This is a genomic window from Arthrobacter sp. PM3 (genome assembly GCF_003352915.1).
Taxonomy (GTDB): domain Bacteria; phylum Actinomycetota; class Actinomycetes; order Actinomycetales; family Micrococcaceae; genus Arthrobacter.
In genome coordinates this window covers 3702798-3718027 of sequence record NZ_CP022314.1, presented here as the reverse complement: position 1 = coordinate 3718027, position 15230 = coordinate 3702798, and the positions used below count along the sequence as shown (strand labels likewise).

Genomic DNA, 15230 nt, shown 5'->3' with positions numbered 1-15230 from the left:
CGGAAGGTCCCGGGTAGTCGGCCGTTGTTCGCACATTGTTCTCCGGCTGGGACCTTTTGCCCTTGCCCCCGTTCTCCGGCCCGGCGTAGTGTCCCCGGCATGAGTACTGATGCGAACCCGGGCGGCCAGCAGCCCAAGGACCAGACCCATGCCGTGGAAAACCTTGACCATCACGAATGCTGGCGGTTGCTGCGCAGCGTGACCGTGGGCAGGATGGCGGTCTGGGTGGACGACCATCCGGACATCTTCCCCATCAACTACAAGGTGGACCACGGGTCGCTGGTATTCCGTACCGCGGAGGGCACCAAGCTGCAGGCTGCCACGGGTGACAAACCGGTAGCTTTGGAGGCCGACGGCGTCGACGCGGACACCGGGATCGCCTGGAGTGTCGTGGTCAAGGGCCAGGCCGCCCCGGTCCAGAACCCGGAAGAAGTCATGGACACGGTCGGGCTCCTGCTGTTCCCGTGGCAGGCCGGCAAGAAGGAGCACTTCGTCCGGATCACGCCGGACACCGTGACCGGCCGGCGTTTCAAGGTGGTCCCGCCGATGACCTGGTGGACACCCCTGGACGACGCGACCCGATCCGGCCTCGAATAGCATCCGTTTGCGCTATCAGGCCAGGCGGGTGATCTCCACGCTGACGTTCAGGGCCGACCCGCCGCCGCCGGACAGGATGCCCTTGAGCGGGGGCACGTCCCGGTAGTCACGGCCGCGGGCCACGGTGACGTGGAAGTCGCCGGCCGGTTTGTGGTTGGTCGGGTCCCAGCTGCGCCATTCGCCGTCCCACCACTCCAGCCAGGCGTGGGACTGGCCGGCGACCGTCTCGCCGATGTCCGCCGTCGACCGCGGGTGCAGGTAGCCGGAGACGTAGCGGGCCGGGATCCCGCAGCTGCGCAGGGAACCGATGGCAAGGTGCGCCAGGTCCTGGCACACGCCCTGCCGCTGGTTCCAGGCCTGCTCGGCGTTGGTGGTGACGCCGGTGGAGCCCTTCATGTAGGTCATTTCGCCGCGCATCCAGGCAAAGACCGCCATGGCGGCCTCGTGCGGCGTCTTTCCCTCGACCACGCCGGGAATGAGGCCGAGGACTTCGGCGCCGGGGCCGGTCAGCTGGGATTGCGGAATCCAGTCGCTGAACTGGTTGAGCGTCTCCGGGGCGGCCAGAACCTCCCACCCGACGATGTCGGCCTCGGCCGCGATCCGTTCCACCCGGTGCACCTCGACGGTGGTGGTGGACAGGACCTCGAGGTGCTCGTGCGGCATCTGCATGTCGAAGGCCGTGACACGCGTGCCCCAGTAGTCGCGGTAGCTGCTCAGCGCCGCCTGCGACGGCGAGACTTTCATCGAGGATTCCAGCACCACCTGCTGCGGGTCCGTCAGCGGTGTCATCCGGGCCTCGTTGTAGGAGAGTGTGACGCGCTTGTTGTACTTGTATGCCGTCTTGTGGACGATCCTCAGCCGGGTCATGAAACTTCTCCCACCCAGGCCAGTTCGTCTGCCTGATTGAAGTACTTACGGGAAATCGCGTCCGAGGCCTGCGAGACCGCTTTCTGCACGCGCTCCATGTGTTCGGGCAGTTCCGACATGAGGTCGTCGGTGCGGTGGAACTCCAGGAAAGTGCGGGCCTGGCCGACGATCCGGCGGGCGTCGTTGATGAAGCCGACGCGCTGGGCCGAGGGGTCCAGTTTGGCCAGGCACTCGTCGGCGTCGCGCAGGGCGTACACGATGGACCGCGGGAACAGCCGGTCCAGGAGCAGGAACTCCGCAGCGTGCTGGTCGCCGAAAGCGGCCCGGCGGGTCCGCAGGAACGATTCGTACGCTCCGGCGCAGCGGAGCATGTTCACCCAGGACATGCCGGCGGAGAGGACATCGCGGGTGGACAGCATGCGGGCCGTCATGTCGGCCCGCTCCAGGGACCGGCCCAGGACCAGGAACAGCCAGCTTTCATCGTGGCTGACGGTCGTGTCGGCGAGGCCGCTGACCATCGCCGTGCGTTCCAGGACCCAGTTGCAGAACCGGTAGGTGCCCACGACGTCCTTGCGGTGCTGGTTCAGCCCGTAATAGGTCGTGTTGAGGCTCTCCCAGAGCCCCGAGGAGACGGTTTCGCGGGCGCGGCGGGCGTTTTCGCGGGCGGCGCCGAGCGATCCGGCGATCGAGGTGGCACTGTGCTTGTCGTACGCCAGGGCGTTCAGCAGTTCGGTGAGCCCGAAGTCCTCGTTCTGCGGGCGGGCGCCCATGACCGCGAGGAGCTCCTGCGCCACGCTGCGTTGTTCTTCCATGGGCAGGTGGTTGAGCCGCTCGAGGTGGACGTCGAGGATGCGGGCGGTGCCGTCGGCCCGTTCCACGTACCGGCCGATCCAAAACAGTGATTCGGCAATACGGCTAAGCATTCGCGGTTACCTCCTGCGCGGCAGAGATCTGCTGCTGTTGCTGCTCTTTCTGGCTGTCGCGCCAGTTGCTTTCCACGGGCCAGACCGACACCCGCTCGCGGACGGTGATGGCGGGCCGCGGAATGACTTCGACCGGGACCTGCGGTGAATCCGCCAGGACCCAGGTGTCTTTCGATCCGCCGCCCTGGCTCGAGTTCACGATCAGCGAGCCCTCCTTGAGCGCGACCCGGGTCAGGCCGCCGGGCAGGACCCAGACGTCGTCGCCGTCGTTGACGGCAAAGGGGCGCAGGTCAACGTGCCGGGGGCCGAACTTGTCGCCGCTGAGCGTGGGAACGGTGGACAGCTGCAGCACCGGCTGCGCGATCCATCCGCGGGGGTCGGCAACGATCCGCTTCCGCAGCGCCTCGAGCTCGTCCTTGGAGGCGTCCGGGCCGATCACCAGGCCCTTGCCGCCGGAGCCGTCGACAGGCTTGACCACGAGCTCGTCGAGCCGGTCCAGGACGTGTTCCCGGGCTTCCGTCTCCTCGAGCCGGTAGGTGTCCACGTTGGCGATCACGGGCTCTTCGTTCAGGTAGTACCGGATCAGGTCCGGGACATAGCTGTAGACGAGCTTGTCGTCGGCGACGCCGTTGCCCACCGCGTTGGCGATGGTGACGCCGCCGGCGCGGGCCGCGTTGACCAGGCCCGGGCAGCCGAGCATGGAGTCGGCCCGGAACTGCAGCGGGTCCAGGAATTCGTCGTCGATGCGTTTGTAGATGACGTCCACGCGCTGCTCACCGGCGGTGGTCCGCATGTAGACGCGGTTGCCGCGGCAGATAAGGTCGCGGCCCTCGACGAGCTCAACGCCCATGAGGCCGGCCAGGAGGGTGTGTTCGAAGTAGGCGCTGTTGAAGACGCCGGGGGTCAGGACCACCACGGTGGGGTCGTCGACGCCGGCCGGCGCCGTCTTGCGCAGGGCGGACAGGAGCCGGCGCGGGTACTCCTCGACCGGGCGGATGAGCTGCTGGCCGAACGCCTCGGGCAGGCCCTTGGCCATGGCCCGGCGGTTTTCCAGGACGTAGCTGACGCCGGAGGGCACGCGCACGTTGTCCTCCAGGACGCGGAAGGTGCCCGCCGCGTCACGGACGACGTCGATTCCCGAGATGTGGACCCGGACGCCGCCGGCGGGTTCGAAGCCGTGCACTTGGCGGTGGAAGTGGGCGCTGGTAGTGATGAGCTGGCGCGGGATGACGCCGTCGGCCACGACGGTCATCTTGTCGTAGACGTCGTTGAGGAACGCCTCCAGGGCCCGGACCCGCTGCGCCACACCGCGTTCCAGGACGCGCCATTCATCGGCCGGAATGACCCGGGGGACGATGTCCAGCGGGAAGGGCCGCTCCTCGCCGGCGAAGTCGAAGGTGACGCCGCGGTCCAGGAAGGTCCGCGCCATCGAATCGGCGCGGGCGCTCACATCAGCCAACGAAAGCTCACGCAGGGCCCCGGCCACGTGCCCGTAGGACTTCCGGGCCTGCTGGCCCGGGGCAAACATTTCGTCATAGGCGCCGGTGCGGCCGGCAGCCTCTGAGTAATCCTGGAATAGGTCAGACATGGTGACTAGCCAACCACATTTTTCGTTACGAAATCATTTCGGGGCCGCGGCGGGGTCCGCGCCCGGCACGGTTGCGTGCCGGCCGTGCCGCGGTTACAGCTTTTCCCGTCCGGTACGGCAAGGTAGGGGCGTGTCCCCCAAGAGTTCCGCCGCCGCGGCCGCGCCCGGCCTGATCGCCGCCGCCGCGGCTGTTGGCGCCGCCGTCGCCGTCCATCTGCTCGTCCCGGCGCTGCCCGCGATGACCGTGGCGGTGCTCCTCGGGCTTCTGGCCGCGAACCTGCCGGGCGCGGCGGGCTGGACCGCGGGTCCGGGCCGGACGGGGCTCGATTTCGCCGGCAAGCACCTCATGCGGGCCGGGATTGTGGTGCTGGGCCTGAAGGTCAGCCTCGGCGACGTGCTGGGCCTGGGCTGGCCGGCCCTGTTGCTCATAACAGCCGTGGTCCTGGCGGCTTTTGCCGGCACCTACGGGATTAGCAGGCTGTTCCGGCTCCCGCCCCGCGTCTCGCTGCTCGTGGCGACGGGCTTCGCGATTTGCGGGGCGTCCGCGATCGGAGCGATGGCTGCCGTGCGCCGGATCCGGCAGGAGGAGACCGTGCTGCCGGTGGCGCTCGTGACGCTGTGCGGGACTCTGGCGATCGGCGTGCTACCCCTGCTCGCGCGGCCGCTGGGCCTCGGCCCGGAAATCTTCGGGGCGTGGGCAGGGGCGTCCGTGCACGACGTCGGCCAGGTGGTGGCGACCGCGCAGACCGCCGGCGCCGCCGCCCTGGCGGTCGCCGTCGTCGTCAAACTCACCCGGGTGATCCTGCTGGCGCCGATGGTCGCCGCCGCAGGCTTCCACCACCGTCTGGGTTCCGGAGCCGACGGCGGGAAGCGGCCGCCGGTGATCCCGCTGTTCGTGATCGGATTCGTCGCCCTGGCGGGCCTGCGCAGCACCGGCTGGCTCTCCCCCGCGGTCCTGGACGCCGCCGCGGCCCTGCAGGACGCGCTGCTGGGCATGGCGCTGTTCGGACTGGGGTCGGCCGTGCGCGTCGGCCAGCTTCTGCACACCGGCCCCCGGGCGCTGTTCGCGGCCCTGGCGTCCTGGTTGCTGATCGCCCTGCTGGGCCTGGCCGCCGCCTTCCTGATGTTCGCACCCGCGTGACCGCGGCGCCGGAGTGATCCGAAGCACAGGCGCCGTGATTAGATAGCTGGGTGTCGAATCAGAATCTGAGCCGCGAGGAAGCCGCGGCCCGCTCCGCCCTCATCACCACGCACAGCTACGACGTCTCCCTGGACGTCCGTGAGGCGGCGGACCCGGCGGTTGCAGGGTACACGAGCCGCAGTGTCATCACGTTCTCGGCCAGCGAACCCGGGGCGTCGACCTTTGTGGACTTCATCGCGGACAGTGTCCACAGCGTCTTCCTCAACGGCAAGGGCCTCGCTGTCGCCGACGTCGTGGACGGATCCCGGATCCGGCTCGAGAACCTGCAGCCGGAAAACCAGGTCACCATTACCGGCACGGCCCGCTACAGCACCTCCGGTGAGGGAATGCACCGCTTCGTCGACCCCGCCGACGGGCAGTGCTACCTCTACACGCAGTACGAACCCGCCGATGCCCGGCGGGTCTTCGCGAACTTCGAACAGCCCGACCTGAAGGCCGAGTTCACGTTCCACATCATGGCCCCGTCGGACTGGCAGGTGTCCTCCAACGGTGCCGAAGTGCTGCGGACCCAGCTGACCAGCGACCCCGCCACCAGCCGGTGGGACTTCGCCCCCAGCAAGGCGATGTCCACCTACATCACCACCGTCTTGGCCGGGCCGTACTTCAAAGCCGAGGACGCGTGGCGCGGCACGCTGGGCGACGGGACGGTTCTGGACATTCCGCTGGCGCTCTACTGCCGCGCGTCCATGGCGGGATCCTTCGACGCCGACGCGCTCTTCAAGCTCACCCGCAACGGGCTGACCTTCTTCAACGAGCTCTTCGACTTCCCTTATCCGTGGGGCAAGTACGAGCAGGCGTTCGTGCCCGAGTACAACCTCGGCGCCATGGAAAACCCCGGTCTCGTGACCTTCACGGAGAGCTACGTTTTCACGTCGCGGGCCGCAGACTCCCAATACCAGGCGCGCGCCAACACGCTCCTGCACGAGATGGCGCACATGTGGTTCGGCGACCTCGTCACCATGAAGTGGTGGGATGACCTGTGGCTCAAGGAATCCTTCGCCGACTACATGGGAACCCTGGGCGTGGACCGGACCACGGACTGGGACACCGCCTGGGTGAACTTCGCCAACAACCGCAAGGCGTGGGCCTACGTGCAGGACCAGCTCCCCACTACGCACCCGATCGTCGCGGACATCCCCGACCTGGAGGCGGCCAAGCAGAATTTCGACGGCATCACCTACGCCAAGGGCGCCTCAGTCCTCAAGCAGCTCGTCGCCTATGTCGGGTTCGAGGCCTTCATCGCCGGGTCCCGGCAGTACTTCCGGGACCACGCCTACGCGAACACGACACTGGCCGACCTCCTCGCCGCCCTGGGCGCCGCGTCCGGCCGGGACCTGGCGGAATGGGCCCGGCAGTGGCTGCAGACCGCCGGCATTTCGACGCTCTCCACCGAGATCACCGGGCATGGCGGCGTCCTGGGGCCGGTTGCCGTCCTGCAGGACGCCGTGGACCCGGTGACCGGCCGGGACGAACCCCGGCCGCACCGGCTGCGGATCGGCCTGTACGACTTCGACGCTGGCGGCAACCTGGTCCGCACGGACAGCGTCGAAACCGACGTCGCCGGTGTACGGACCGATGTGGAGGCCTTGGCCGGCAGACCGCGGCCGGCCCTGCTGCTCGTCAACGACGAGGACCTCACCTACGCCAAGGTCCGGCTGGACCCGCACTCCGAGGCCACCGTGCGCGGCTCTCTGGACAAACTCGGCGACCCCATGGCGCGGGCACTGTGCTGGACCGCGCTCTGGGACTCGGCCCGCGACGCTGTCACCCCGGCTGAGCGGTACGTCGAGGCCGTGCAGCGCTTCGGCCCGGCCGAACCCGGGATCGGCGTCCTGCTCAATGTGCTGGGCAATGCCTCGACGGCGGTCGAACGCTATGTGCCACGCACCCGGCGGGACGCCGTCCGCCGCGGCTTCCTGGACACCGCGGCCGCGCAGCTGGAGGCGGCCGCGCCGGGATCCGACCAGCAGCTGGCGTGGGCCCGCAACGTGGCCGCGACGAGCCGGTATGACGCCGGCCGGCTGGACATGCTCCGCGGCATCCTCGACGGCAGTGTCGTGATCGACGGGCTCGCCGTGGATGCCGAACTGCGCTGGAACTTCTGGCATGCCCTCGCCGCCCACGGCCAGGCCTCGCCGGAGCAGCTGGGCCGGGAGCTGGCCGGGGACAACACGGCGTCGGGCAAGTCCGGGCACGCCACAGCGTTGGCCGCCCGCCCCGACCCCGCCGTCAAGGCGGCCGCCTGGGACGCCGCGGTCCGCGGCACGGACCTGTCCAACCAGCTCCTCAGCGCCACCATCGCCGGGTTCAACACCGCCCCCGCAGCGTTGCTGGCGGAGTTCATTGATCCGTATTTCGAGTCCCTGGAGCAGGTCTGGGCCGAACGGAGCATCGAGATCGCCAGCAGGATCGTGCGCGGCCTGTATCCCGCCGGTCAGGACCTGGACAGCTACGGCGGCACGCCGGACACGCACGCCGTGATCCGCCGGACCGACGACTGGCTCGCCGCGCACCCGGACGCACCGCGGGCTTTGCGCCGCATCATCATTGAACAGCGCAGCCAGCTGCACCGTGCCCTTACAGCACAGGCGCTCACGGCCCAGGCGCTGCCCCTTGAGGCAACAGCGGCTGCTCGGTAACTACGGAACGCGGTGCAGCCACTCCGCCGTGCCGAACTTTGTCTCGACCCGACGGGCGGCGGCCTCCAGTTCGGCGCCTGTGAGCTCGGACGGCGTCGCGCCGTAGCGTTCGGCGAAAACCGCCATCATGGCCGCGACGATCTCCGCGCGCGCCAGGCCGGTCTGCCGGCGGAGCGGGTCCACCCGCTTCTTGGCGCTCCGGGTGCCCTTGTCGGAGAGCTTCTCCTGGCCGATCCGCAGGACCTCGACCATCTTGTCGGCGTCGATGTCGTAGCTCATGGTCACATGGTGAAGCATGCCGCCGTTGGCGAGCCGCTTCTGGGCCGCCCCGCCGATCTTGCCGTGCTCCGTGGCGATATCGTTGAGCGGCACATAGAACGCGCTGATGCCGACCTTCTCCAGGGCGGCCATCACCCAGGCGTCCAGGAAACTGTACGAATCCGCGAAACTGATGCCGTCCACCAGGGTCTGCGGCAGGTAGAGGGAGTAGGTGATGCAGTTGCCGGCCTCCATGAACATCGCTCCCCCGCCGCTGATCCGGCGGACCACGCTGATGCCGTGCCGGGCTACACCGGCGGGGTGGAGTTCGTTGCGGACGGACTGGAAGCTGCCGATCACCACGGACGGCTCCTCCCAGTCCCAGAACCGCAGCGTAGGGTTGCGCCGCCCGGCCCCGACCTCCTCGGTGAGGACCTCGTCCAAGGCGACGTTGACATGGGTCGGCAGGACGGTCGGGGCAATGATGTTCCATTGGTGGTCGGCCCAGCCGGTGGCCTTTGCCAGCGCCCGCCGGACGGTGACTGCGACGGCGTCCACGGAAAAGCCGAACAGCACCGCGTCCTCGGGCAGGGCGGCCGTGACGGCGGCAGCCAGGTCCGCGACGCCCGTGTCGGCGGGCAGTCCCGTGAGGGCCCGGTTGATCTCCGGCAGCGCCTCGTCCGGTTCCAGGAAGAAGTCCCCGCTGAGCGAGACATTGCTCAGCACGCCCTGCACGACGTCGAAATCGGCGACGACGAGTTTGCCGCCCGGGACCTTGTACTCGCCGTGGTGACGGCCGCCGTCGTCGTGTGCGGAACCGGACATGTGGGGATCAGTGGTCATGGCATCAATCCTGCCACGGTCCCCTGCTGTCCGGTCCCGCCGGCCGGTGCCGTGCCCGCTTAAGGCAGAACGCCCACACCGTTGCCGGTGCGGGCGTTCTGCAAGACCTGGGGCAGAAGGCTACTTCTTGCCGCCGAAGCCCTTGAAGCGAGCGTTGAAGCGCTCGACGCGGCCTGCGGAGTCCATGATGCGCTGCTTGCCCGTGTAGAACGGGTGGGACTCGGAGGAGATTTCGACGTCGATGACCGGGTAGGTGTTGCCGTCTTCCCACTCGATGGTCTTGGAGGAAGACACGGTGGACTTGGTCAGGAACTTGACGCCGGAAGCCAGGTCGTTGAAAACAACAGCTTCGTACTTCGGGTGGGTATCAGACTTCATAATTGGACCTTTGTTCGCACAACTGGATTTTGCCAGCTGCCAGGTATGAATGGGATGGCCGGCGGAAACAACCGGACGGCCAGCTATCCATCATAGCGGATTGCGGGCGCACTGACGAACGCCGTTTGCGCTGGTCAGTCCCTTGGCCGCAGTTCCCAGAACGCCACCGCCGACGCCGCCGCGACGTTCAGCGAGTCGACGCCGGGACGCATCGGGATCTTCACGGCGAGGTCGACGGCGGCCAGGGTGCCTTCGCTCATGCCCGCGCCTTCCGTGCCAAGGACGAGGGCGAGCCGTTCCGGGCGCCGGGCAGCGAGCTCGTCCAGGTCCACGGCGTCGTCCGTGAGTTCCATCGCCGCGACCGCGAAGCCCGCCGCCTGCAGCGCGGCCAGGCCGCCCGGCCAGTCCTCGAGCCGCGCCCATGGCACCTGGAATACGGTGCCCATGCTGACGCGCACGCTGCGGCGGTACAGCGGATCCCCGCAGCGCGGTGAGACCAGCACGGCGTCCACGCCCAACGCCGCGGCGGAACGGAAGATCGCCCCCACGTTCGTGTGGTCCACGATGTCTTCGAGGACCGCGACCCGGCGGGCGCCGGCAAGCAGATCGGCCAGCGGCACGGGCGCCGGCCGGTGCATGGCGGCCATGGCGCCGCGGTGCAGGTGGAAGCCGGTGATTTCCTCCAGGAGGGCGGCGGAGCCGACATAGGCCGGCACATCCGGATACTGCTCAAAGACATCCGCCAGGTCCTCGGCCCACTTCTCCGCCAGGAAGAAGGACCGCGGCCGGTGTCCGGCCGCCAGGGCCCGGCGCAGGACCCGGGAGGACTCGGCGATGTAGAGGCCCTCGGCGGGCTCCCTGACCTTGCGCAGGTGCACGTCCGTGAGGCGGGTGTAGTCGGCGACCCGGGGGTCGTCGGCGGATTCGAGGTGATGGAAGGTCATGGTGATGCCTTTTTGCAGGCGCTTATTTGAACAGGTTGGCGATCATGAATCCCAGCGCCACAAGGCCCAGGAGGAAGATGACCCCGCGCAGGACCGTCGGGGACAGCCGGCGTCCCACTTTGGAACCGATCAGCCCGCCGATCAGGGAGCTGACCGCGATCAGCCCCACGACGAGCCAGTTGATGCGGTCGAACGCGAACAGCAGGTAGGAGCAGGCGGCGACCAGGTTCACGCACAGGACCAGGATGTTCTTCATGGCATTGGCGTTCTGGATGGTGCCGGTCATGAAGACGCCCAGGATGCCGACCAGCAGGATGCCCTGGGCCGCCACGAAGTAGCCGCCGTAGACGCCGGCGAGGTAGACGAGCACGACGAGCAGGACACCGTGGCGGCGGTCCCGGATCGCGTGCTCGGGGTTCTCTTCCCGCGCCTTCACCCACTGCTGGAGCCGCGGCTGGAAGACCACCATCAGCAGGGCCAGGACGATCAGGACGGGGGCGGCGTAGTAGAACACCGTCTCGGGCAGGTGCAGTAGCAGGTAGGCACCGGTGATGCCGCCCAGCAGCGATGCGGGCAGGAGCCGGAGCAGCTGCTTGCCCCGGCCGGCGAGCTCCTTCCGGTAGCCCCAAGCGCCGGAGGCGTTGCCCGCGACGAGCCCCATGGCGTTGCTGATGGAGGCGGTGACCGGCGGGTAGCCAAGGGCAATCAGGACCGGGAAGGTGACGAGGGTGCCGGAACCGACGACGCTGTTGATGGTGCCCGCCCACAGCCCGGCGAAGAAAATGAAGACGCTACTGAGGAACTCCACGCGCGGTCAGCGGGCCCCGTCAGCGGCTGGCGGTGGCGGTGTACCGGCCGGCGTTGACGGTGATGTCCAGCGGCAGGCCGAACGTTTCACTAAGGTTTTCGGCCGTGAGTACCTCCGGCAGCGGGCCGGAGGCAACGATACCGCCGTCGCGCATGAGCATGGCGTGGGTGAAGCCCGGCGGCACTTCCTCGAGGTGGTGGGTGACCAGGACGATCGCCGGGGCGGTCTCGTCGCGGGCGAGCTCGCTCAGGCGCTGGACGAGGTCCTCGCGGCCGCCGAGGTCCAGGCCGGCGGCGGGTTCGTCGAGGAGCAGCAGTTCGGGGTCGGTCATGAGGGCCCGGGCGATCTGGACGCGTTTGCGCTCCCCCTCGGAGAGTGAGGCGAAAGGGCGGTTGAGCAGCGGGCCCATCCCCCAGTCGTTCAGCAGCCCGAACGCCCGCCGTTCGTCGTCCTTCTCATAGCCTTCGCGCCAGCGGCCGGTGACGCCGTACGCGGCGGTGACGACGACGTTGAGCACCTTTTCCTGCTCGGGGATCTGGCCGGCCAGCGCGGCGGAGGACAGGCCGATCCGGGGCCGGAGTTCGAAGACGTCGACAGCGCCGAGGACTTCCTCGAGGATCCCCGCCTTGCCGGACGTGGGGTGGATCCGGGCCGCGGCCAGTTGCAGAAGAGTGGTCTTGCCGGCGCCGTTGGGTCCCAGGATCACCCAGCGTTCGCCTTCCTTGACCTGCCAGTCAACCTTGTCCAGGAGGGTCTTAGCCCCACGTACAACGCTGACGGCGGCCATTTCAAGAACTTCACTCATAGGAGTAGACACTAGGACATAAAAGCGGACGACTGATAACCGGCGCCGCGGGCTGCTCCGGAGCGTCACGCGGAGGTGCCCGGTGCGCAACGAATTCGGGCCGTCCACCGCGTGCTCGCTAGGATTGAAGCCATGAGTTCGAACGTCACCGCAGTGAGCTACGGCCTGAATCTGTCCCTTCCCGACACCCAGCGGCTGCGGTCGCTCCTCACGGCCGCGGGGCTGAGCGTCGACGCCGAGATCCGCGCCGGGGACGGCCGTTTCCAGGTGTATGCAGCGGACTGTGCGCTGCCGGGTGAAGCCGCGCCTGACGAGGTTGTCTCGGCGGCCCGGCTGGACGCTCCCCGCCGTGCGCTCGCGGCCTCCGGTATTGAGGGCGTGGACACGGCCCTGGTTCCCGCGGCCCTGCGCAACGCGCCGCGGAAGTTCCTGATCATGGATGTGGACTCCACCCTGATCCAGCAGGAGGTGATCGAGCTTCTGGCCGCCTATGCCGGCAAGAAGGAGGAAGTCACGGCCGTGACCGAGGCCGCCATGCGCGGCGAGCTGGACTTCGCCCAGAGCCTGCACGCCCGGGTGGCGGTGCTCGCCGGGCTGCCCGCCGGCGTCGTCGAGCAGGTCCGTGCCGAGGTGCGGCTTACAGCCGGCGCGGCCGAGCTTGTCGCGGCATTTCAGGCGGCCGGGCATGCCGTGGCCGTGGTGTCCGGCGGGTTCAACCAGATCCTCCGGCCGATTGCCGAGGACCTCGGACTGCACTACTGGATCGCCAATGAACTTGAAATCGTGGACGGCGCGCTGACCGGCAAGGTGATCGGCGACGTCGTCGACCGCGCCGCGAAGGAGAAGTACCTGCGCGAGTGGGCCGCCGCCGAGGGCATCCCCATGGAGCACACGATCGCCGTGGGCGACGGCGCCAATGACCTGGACATGCTCGGTGCCGCCGGCATCGGGATCGCGTTCAACGCGAAGCCGGCCGTCCGTGCTGCAGCGGATGCCGCTGTCAACCTGCCGTATCTTGACGCCGTGCGGTACATCGCGGGCGTCTGAGGCCTTAACCGCGAGTTGGCACTGCACGGCAGCAGTGTTCCCGGGGAACATTGCCGTGAAGTGCCAACTCGTTTAACGATCGGGCCTTGAGGTCCCTGCGGGCGGGCTAGCTGGGGCTCTGCTCGGCCGTCCTCCCGAAGTAGTCCGCGCCGCCAACGTATTCGGTGTGGCCGGACTCGACGTCGGCCGTGGCCATCTTCGCGACCTCGGCGGCGAACTCCTTGACCGAGTACAGCTTGCCGGCCTCGGCGCGGCGGGCCTCGATGGCGCCGGGGTTGGAACGGTCAAGCAGGGTGGCGGTGACGGTGCCCTCGATCATGTCGCCGGAGACGACGACGAGGGAGATGCCCTTCTCCGCCAGGTCCGGGACGAGACCCCGCAGCGCGTCCTCGCCGGCGCGCTTGCTGCGGGCGACGGGCTCGTACTCGGGCATGGTCGGAACGGTGTCGATGAAGTGGGCCTGGTGGCTGGTCACGAAGACCACGCGCGAGCCTTCGGGCATGAGCGGGACGGCGGCGTTGAGCATGTTCACCTGTGCGTCACGGTTCAGCTTCAACGCGTAGCCCTCTTCCATGCCGGTCTCCATGCCGCCGGAGGCATTGAGGACCAGGAGGTCGAGCGAGCCGAAGTTCTCCATGGCGGCGCTGGCCAGAGCCTGGACGCCTTCCTGGGTGGTGAGGTCCGCGCCGACTGCTGCGGCGCGACCGCCGCCGGCTTCGATTTCGGCGACGACCTTGTTGGCGCGGGGCGCCTTCTGGCGGTAGTTCACGACCACGGCTGCCCCCTCGGCGGCGAGGAACTTGGCGACCTCGGCGCCGATTCCGCGCGACGAACCGGTCACGATCGCAGTCTTGTTCTCCAGCAGTCCCATACGAGCTCCTTTGTTCCAAACGTCCAAACACTGTGGGTCTGCAATCCATCATGCCAGCGGATTCCGCCATTTCAGTTGTTCAGCCTCCACAAAGAAGCCCCGGCGGCGTAGTTCCCGGGCAGGCTCCCGGGGTGCGCCGGGCGGGCTGGGCACTGGGGCACTCTTGCACTAGTGCACCGGGCGCTCGTGCACCGGGCGCTCTGACTTCTCCGTGGGACATGCTCAGTCCTGCAGCCCAGGAATGGGCATATGCCCCATATGTCCTTTGCCCGCGGCAAAGAATGAGCATGTCCCTTGGCCCCGTCCGCCCGGCAGGATTCACTCCGTTGCCTTCAGATCTTCAGCCGCGGGCGCGCTGCTGACCGGGTCCACACCGCGGGACATGCTCAGTCCAGCACCCAAGGAATGGGCATATGCCCCATATGTCCTTTGCTCGGGGCAAAGAATGAGCATGTCCTGACGGGAGGTGGGGCATGTCCGGTGCCCGCGGCAAAGAATGAGCATGTCCTGACGGGAGGTGGGGCATGTCCGGTGCCCGGGGCAAAGAATGAGCATGTCCTGACGGGAGGTGGGGCATGTCCGGCGCCCGGGGCAAAGAATGAGCATGTCCCAGGGGGCCACGTTTGCGGGCGGTGCCGGGCCTACTGCGGCGACCCGCGGCGGGGCAGGCTCGCTGCCATGGGAGCCCGGGGTACGGAGTCCACGCCCGAGGAGGTGTTCAGCGGTTCACCCCAGGGGCTGGCGCTGTGCAGGGCTGTGGAGGATCTGCCGGCGGCGCCCGTCCCACCGGCCGTTCGCGTGACCAAGAGCCAAGTGGCATTCCTCGGCGTCCATGGCTTCGCTTATGTCTGGTGGCCGGGCCGGTACGTCCGCTCCGCCGTACCGGCCGTGCTCTCCATCGCCCTGCACACTCGCATCGATTCGCCTAGGTTCAAAGCGGTGGCCCACCCGTCGCCCGGAGTACGGCTGCACCACCTGGAACGGCGCTCGGAAAACGACCTCGACGCCGAAGTCACCGGCTGGCTCCGCCGGCCCCGTATCAGCTGCGGTCGATCCGGATCTTCTTCGCGGTTTCCTCGGGGACCGTCTCCGGAGCCGGCGCCCGGACCTCCAGGACGCCGTCCTTGTACGTCGCGGTGATGTCTTCTTCCCTCGCCCCGGCCGGCAGGGCGATACTGCGGACGGACGAACCGTAGCGGAACTCCGAACGGTAGCCGGTCTTACTCTTGTGCTCGGACTTTTCCTCCCGCATCACGGAGATGTGCAGCATGCCCTCGCTGACCGAGACGTCGACGTCTTTGTCCGGATCGATGCCGGGCACCTCGGCCCGGACCACCAGGGTGTTGCCCTCCTGGAACTGTTCGATCTTGATGCCAGGCGTTATCGACAGATCCCCGTCAAGGAAACGGCGGACCGGTTCCAGCATGTCCGAGGGCGTCCACTTGCTCAGGTCACTCATGA

14 protein-coding genes are annotated in these 15230 nt (G+C 68.3%); 4 read left to right on the top strand and 10 right to left on the bottom strand.

Annotation, left to right across the window (positions count from 1 at the left end):
- The first annotated feature begins 99 nt into the window (after positions 1 to 99).
- Positions 100 to 597, top strand: a complete 498-nt coding sequence (locus CFN17_RS16940) for a pyridoxamine 5'-phosphate oxidase family protein (RefSeq protein ID WP_208748886.1) — start codon at positions 100 to 102, stop codon at positions 595 to 597.
- 15 nt (positions 598 to 612) lie between these two features.
- On the opposite strand, the gene CFN17_RS16935 is transcribed toward CFN17_RS16940, so the two are convergent.
- Genes CFN17_RS16935 through CFN17_RS16925 form a run of 3 tightly spaced genes read right to left on the bottom strand, consistent with a single transcriptional unit; the run spans position 613 to position 3975 of the window.
- Positions 613 to 1464 (bottom strand): transglutaminase family protein, encoded by an 852-nt coding sequence (locus CFN17_RS16935; protein WP_208748885.1) that lies wholly within the window; start codon positions 1462 to 1464, stop codon positions 613 to 615.
- Positions 1461 to 2387, bottom strand: a complete 927-nt coding sequence (locus CFN17_RS16930; protein ID WP_208748884.1) for an alpha-E domain-containing protein — start codon at positions 2385 to 2387, stop codon at positions 1461 to 1463. The genes CFN17_RS16935 and CFN17_RS16930 overlap by 4 nt, the downstream gene beginning before the upstream one ends.
- Positions 2380 to 3975 (bottom strand): circularly permuted type 2 ATP-grasp protein, encoded by a 1596-nt coding sequence (locus CFN17_RS16925; RefSeq protein ID WP_208748883.1) that lies wholly within the window; start codon positions 3973 to 3975, stop codon positions 2380 to 2382. Before CFN17_RS16925 ends, CFN17_RS16930 begins: the two co-directional genes overlap by 8 nt.
- A 130-nt stretch (positions 3976 to 4105) precedes the next feature.
- Between CFN17_RS16925 and CFN17_RS16920 the strand changes: the two genes are divergently transcribed.
- The gene (locus CFN17_RS16920) at positions 4106 to 5116 is read left to right on the top strand and encodes a YeiH family protein (protein ID WP_208748882.1); all 1011 of its coding nucleotides are present in this window, start codon (positions 4106 to 4108) and stop codon (positions 5114 to 5116) included.
- Positions 5117 to 5166: 50 nt separating this feature from the next.
- Positions 5167 to 7815, top strand: a complete 2649-nt coding sequence (gene pepN, locus CFN17_RS16915) for an aminopeptidase N (RefSeq protein ID WP_208748881.1) — start codon at positions 5167 to 5169, stop codon at positions 7813 to 7815.
- Here pepN and CFN17_RS16910 read toward each other — a convergent pair whose 3' ends face one another.
- The 5 genes from CFN17_RS16910 to CFN17_RS16890 form a co-directional block, all read right to left on the bottom strand.
- The gene (locus CFN17_RS16910) at positions 7816 to 8916 is read right to left on the bottom strand and encodes a biotin/lipoate A/B protein ligase family protein (protein ID WP_261792247.1); all 1101 of its coding nucleotides are present in this window, start codon (positions 8914 to 8916) and stop codon (positions 7816 to 7818) included.
- 120 nt (positions 8917 to 9036) lie between these two features.
- Entirely contained in the window at positions 9037 to 9294 is a 258-nt protein-coding gene (locus CFN17_RS16905; protein WP_090956047.1) for a type B 50S ribosomal protein L31, read from the bottom strand.
- Positions 9295 to 9428: 134 nt separating this feature from the next.
- On the bottom strand, positions 9429 to 10238 hold the full coding sequence (locus CFN17_RS16900; RefSeq protein ID WP_208748880.1) for an RNA methyltransferase: 810 nt from the start codon (positions 10236 to 10238) through the stop codon (positions 9429 to 9431).
- A gap of 22 nt (positions 10239 to 10260) precedes the next feature.
- Positions 10261 to 11046 (bottom strand): sulfite exporter TauE/SafE family protein, encoded by a 786-nt coding sequence (locus CFN17_RS16895; RefSeq protein WP_208748879.1) that lies wholly within the window; start codon positions 11044 to 11046, stop codon positions 10261 to 10263.
- 19 nt (positions 11047 to 11065) lie between these two features.
- A complete protein-coding gene (locus CFN17_RS16890; protein ID WP_208748878.1) occupies positions 11066 to 11851 on the bottom strand; it encodes an ABC transporter ATP-binding protein in 786 nt (261 codons plus the stop codon).
- 132 nt (positions 11852 to 11983) lie between these two features.
- Between CFN17_RS16890 and serB the strand changes: the two genes are divergently transcribed.
- Positions 11984 to 12898, top strand: a complete 915-nt coding sequence (serB, locus tag CFN17_RS16885) for a phosphoserine phosphatase SerB (RefSeq protein WP_208748877.1) — start codon at positions 11984 to 11986, stop codon at positions 12896 to 12898.
- A 106-nt stretch (positions 12899 to 13004) separates the two neighbouring features.
- On the opposite strand, the gene CFN17_RS16880 is transcribed toward serB, so the two are convergent.
- Together CFN17_RS16880 and CFN17_RS16875 are read right to left on the bottom strand one after the other, a co-directional pair.
- Positions 13005 to 13769, bottom strand: a complete 765-nt coding sequence (locus CFN17_RS16880; RefSeq protein WP_208748876.1) for an SDR family oxidoreductase — start codon at positions 13767 to 13769, stop codon at positions 13005 to 13007.
- A 1039-nt stretch (positions 13770 to 14808) separates the two neighbouring features.
- Positions 14809 to 15228, bottom strand: coding sequence for an Hsp20/alpha crystallin family protein (locus CFN17_RS16875; RefSeq protein ID WP_208748875.1), 420 nt, complete (start codon positions 15226 to 15228; stop codon positions 14809 to 14811).
- Between the last annotated feature and the right edge of the window lie 2 nt (positions 15229 to 15230).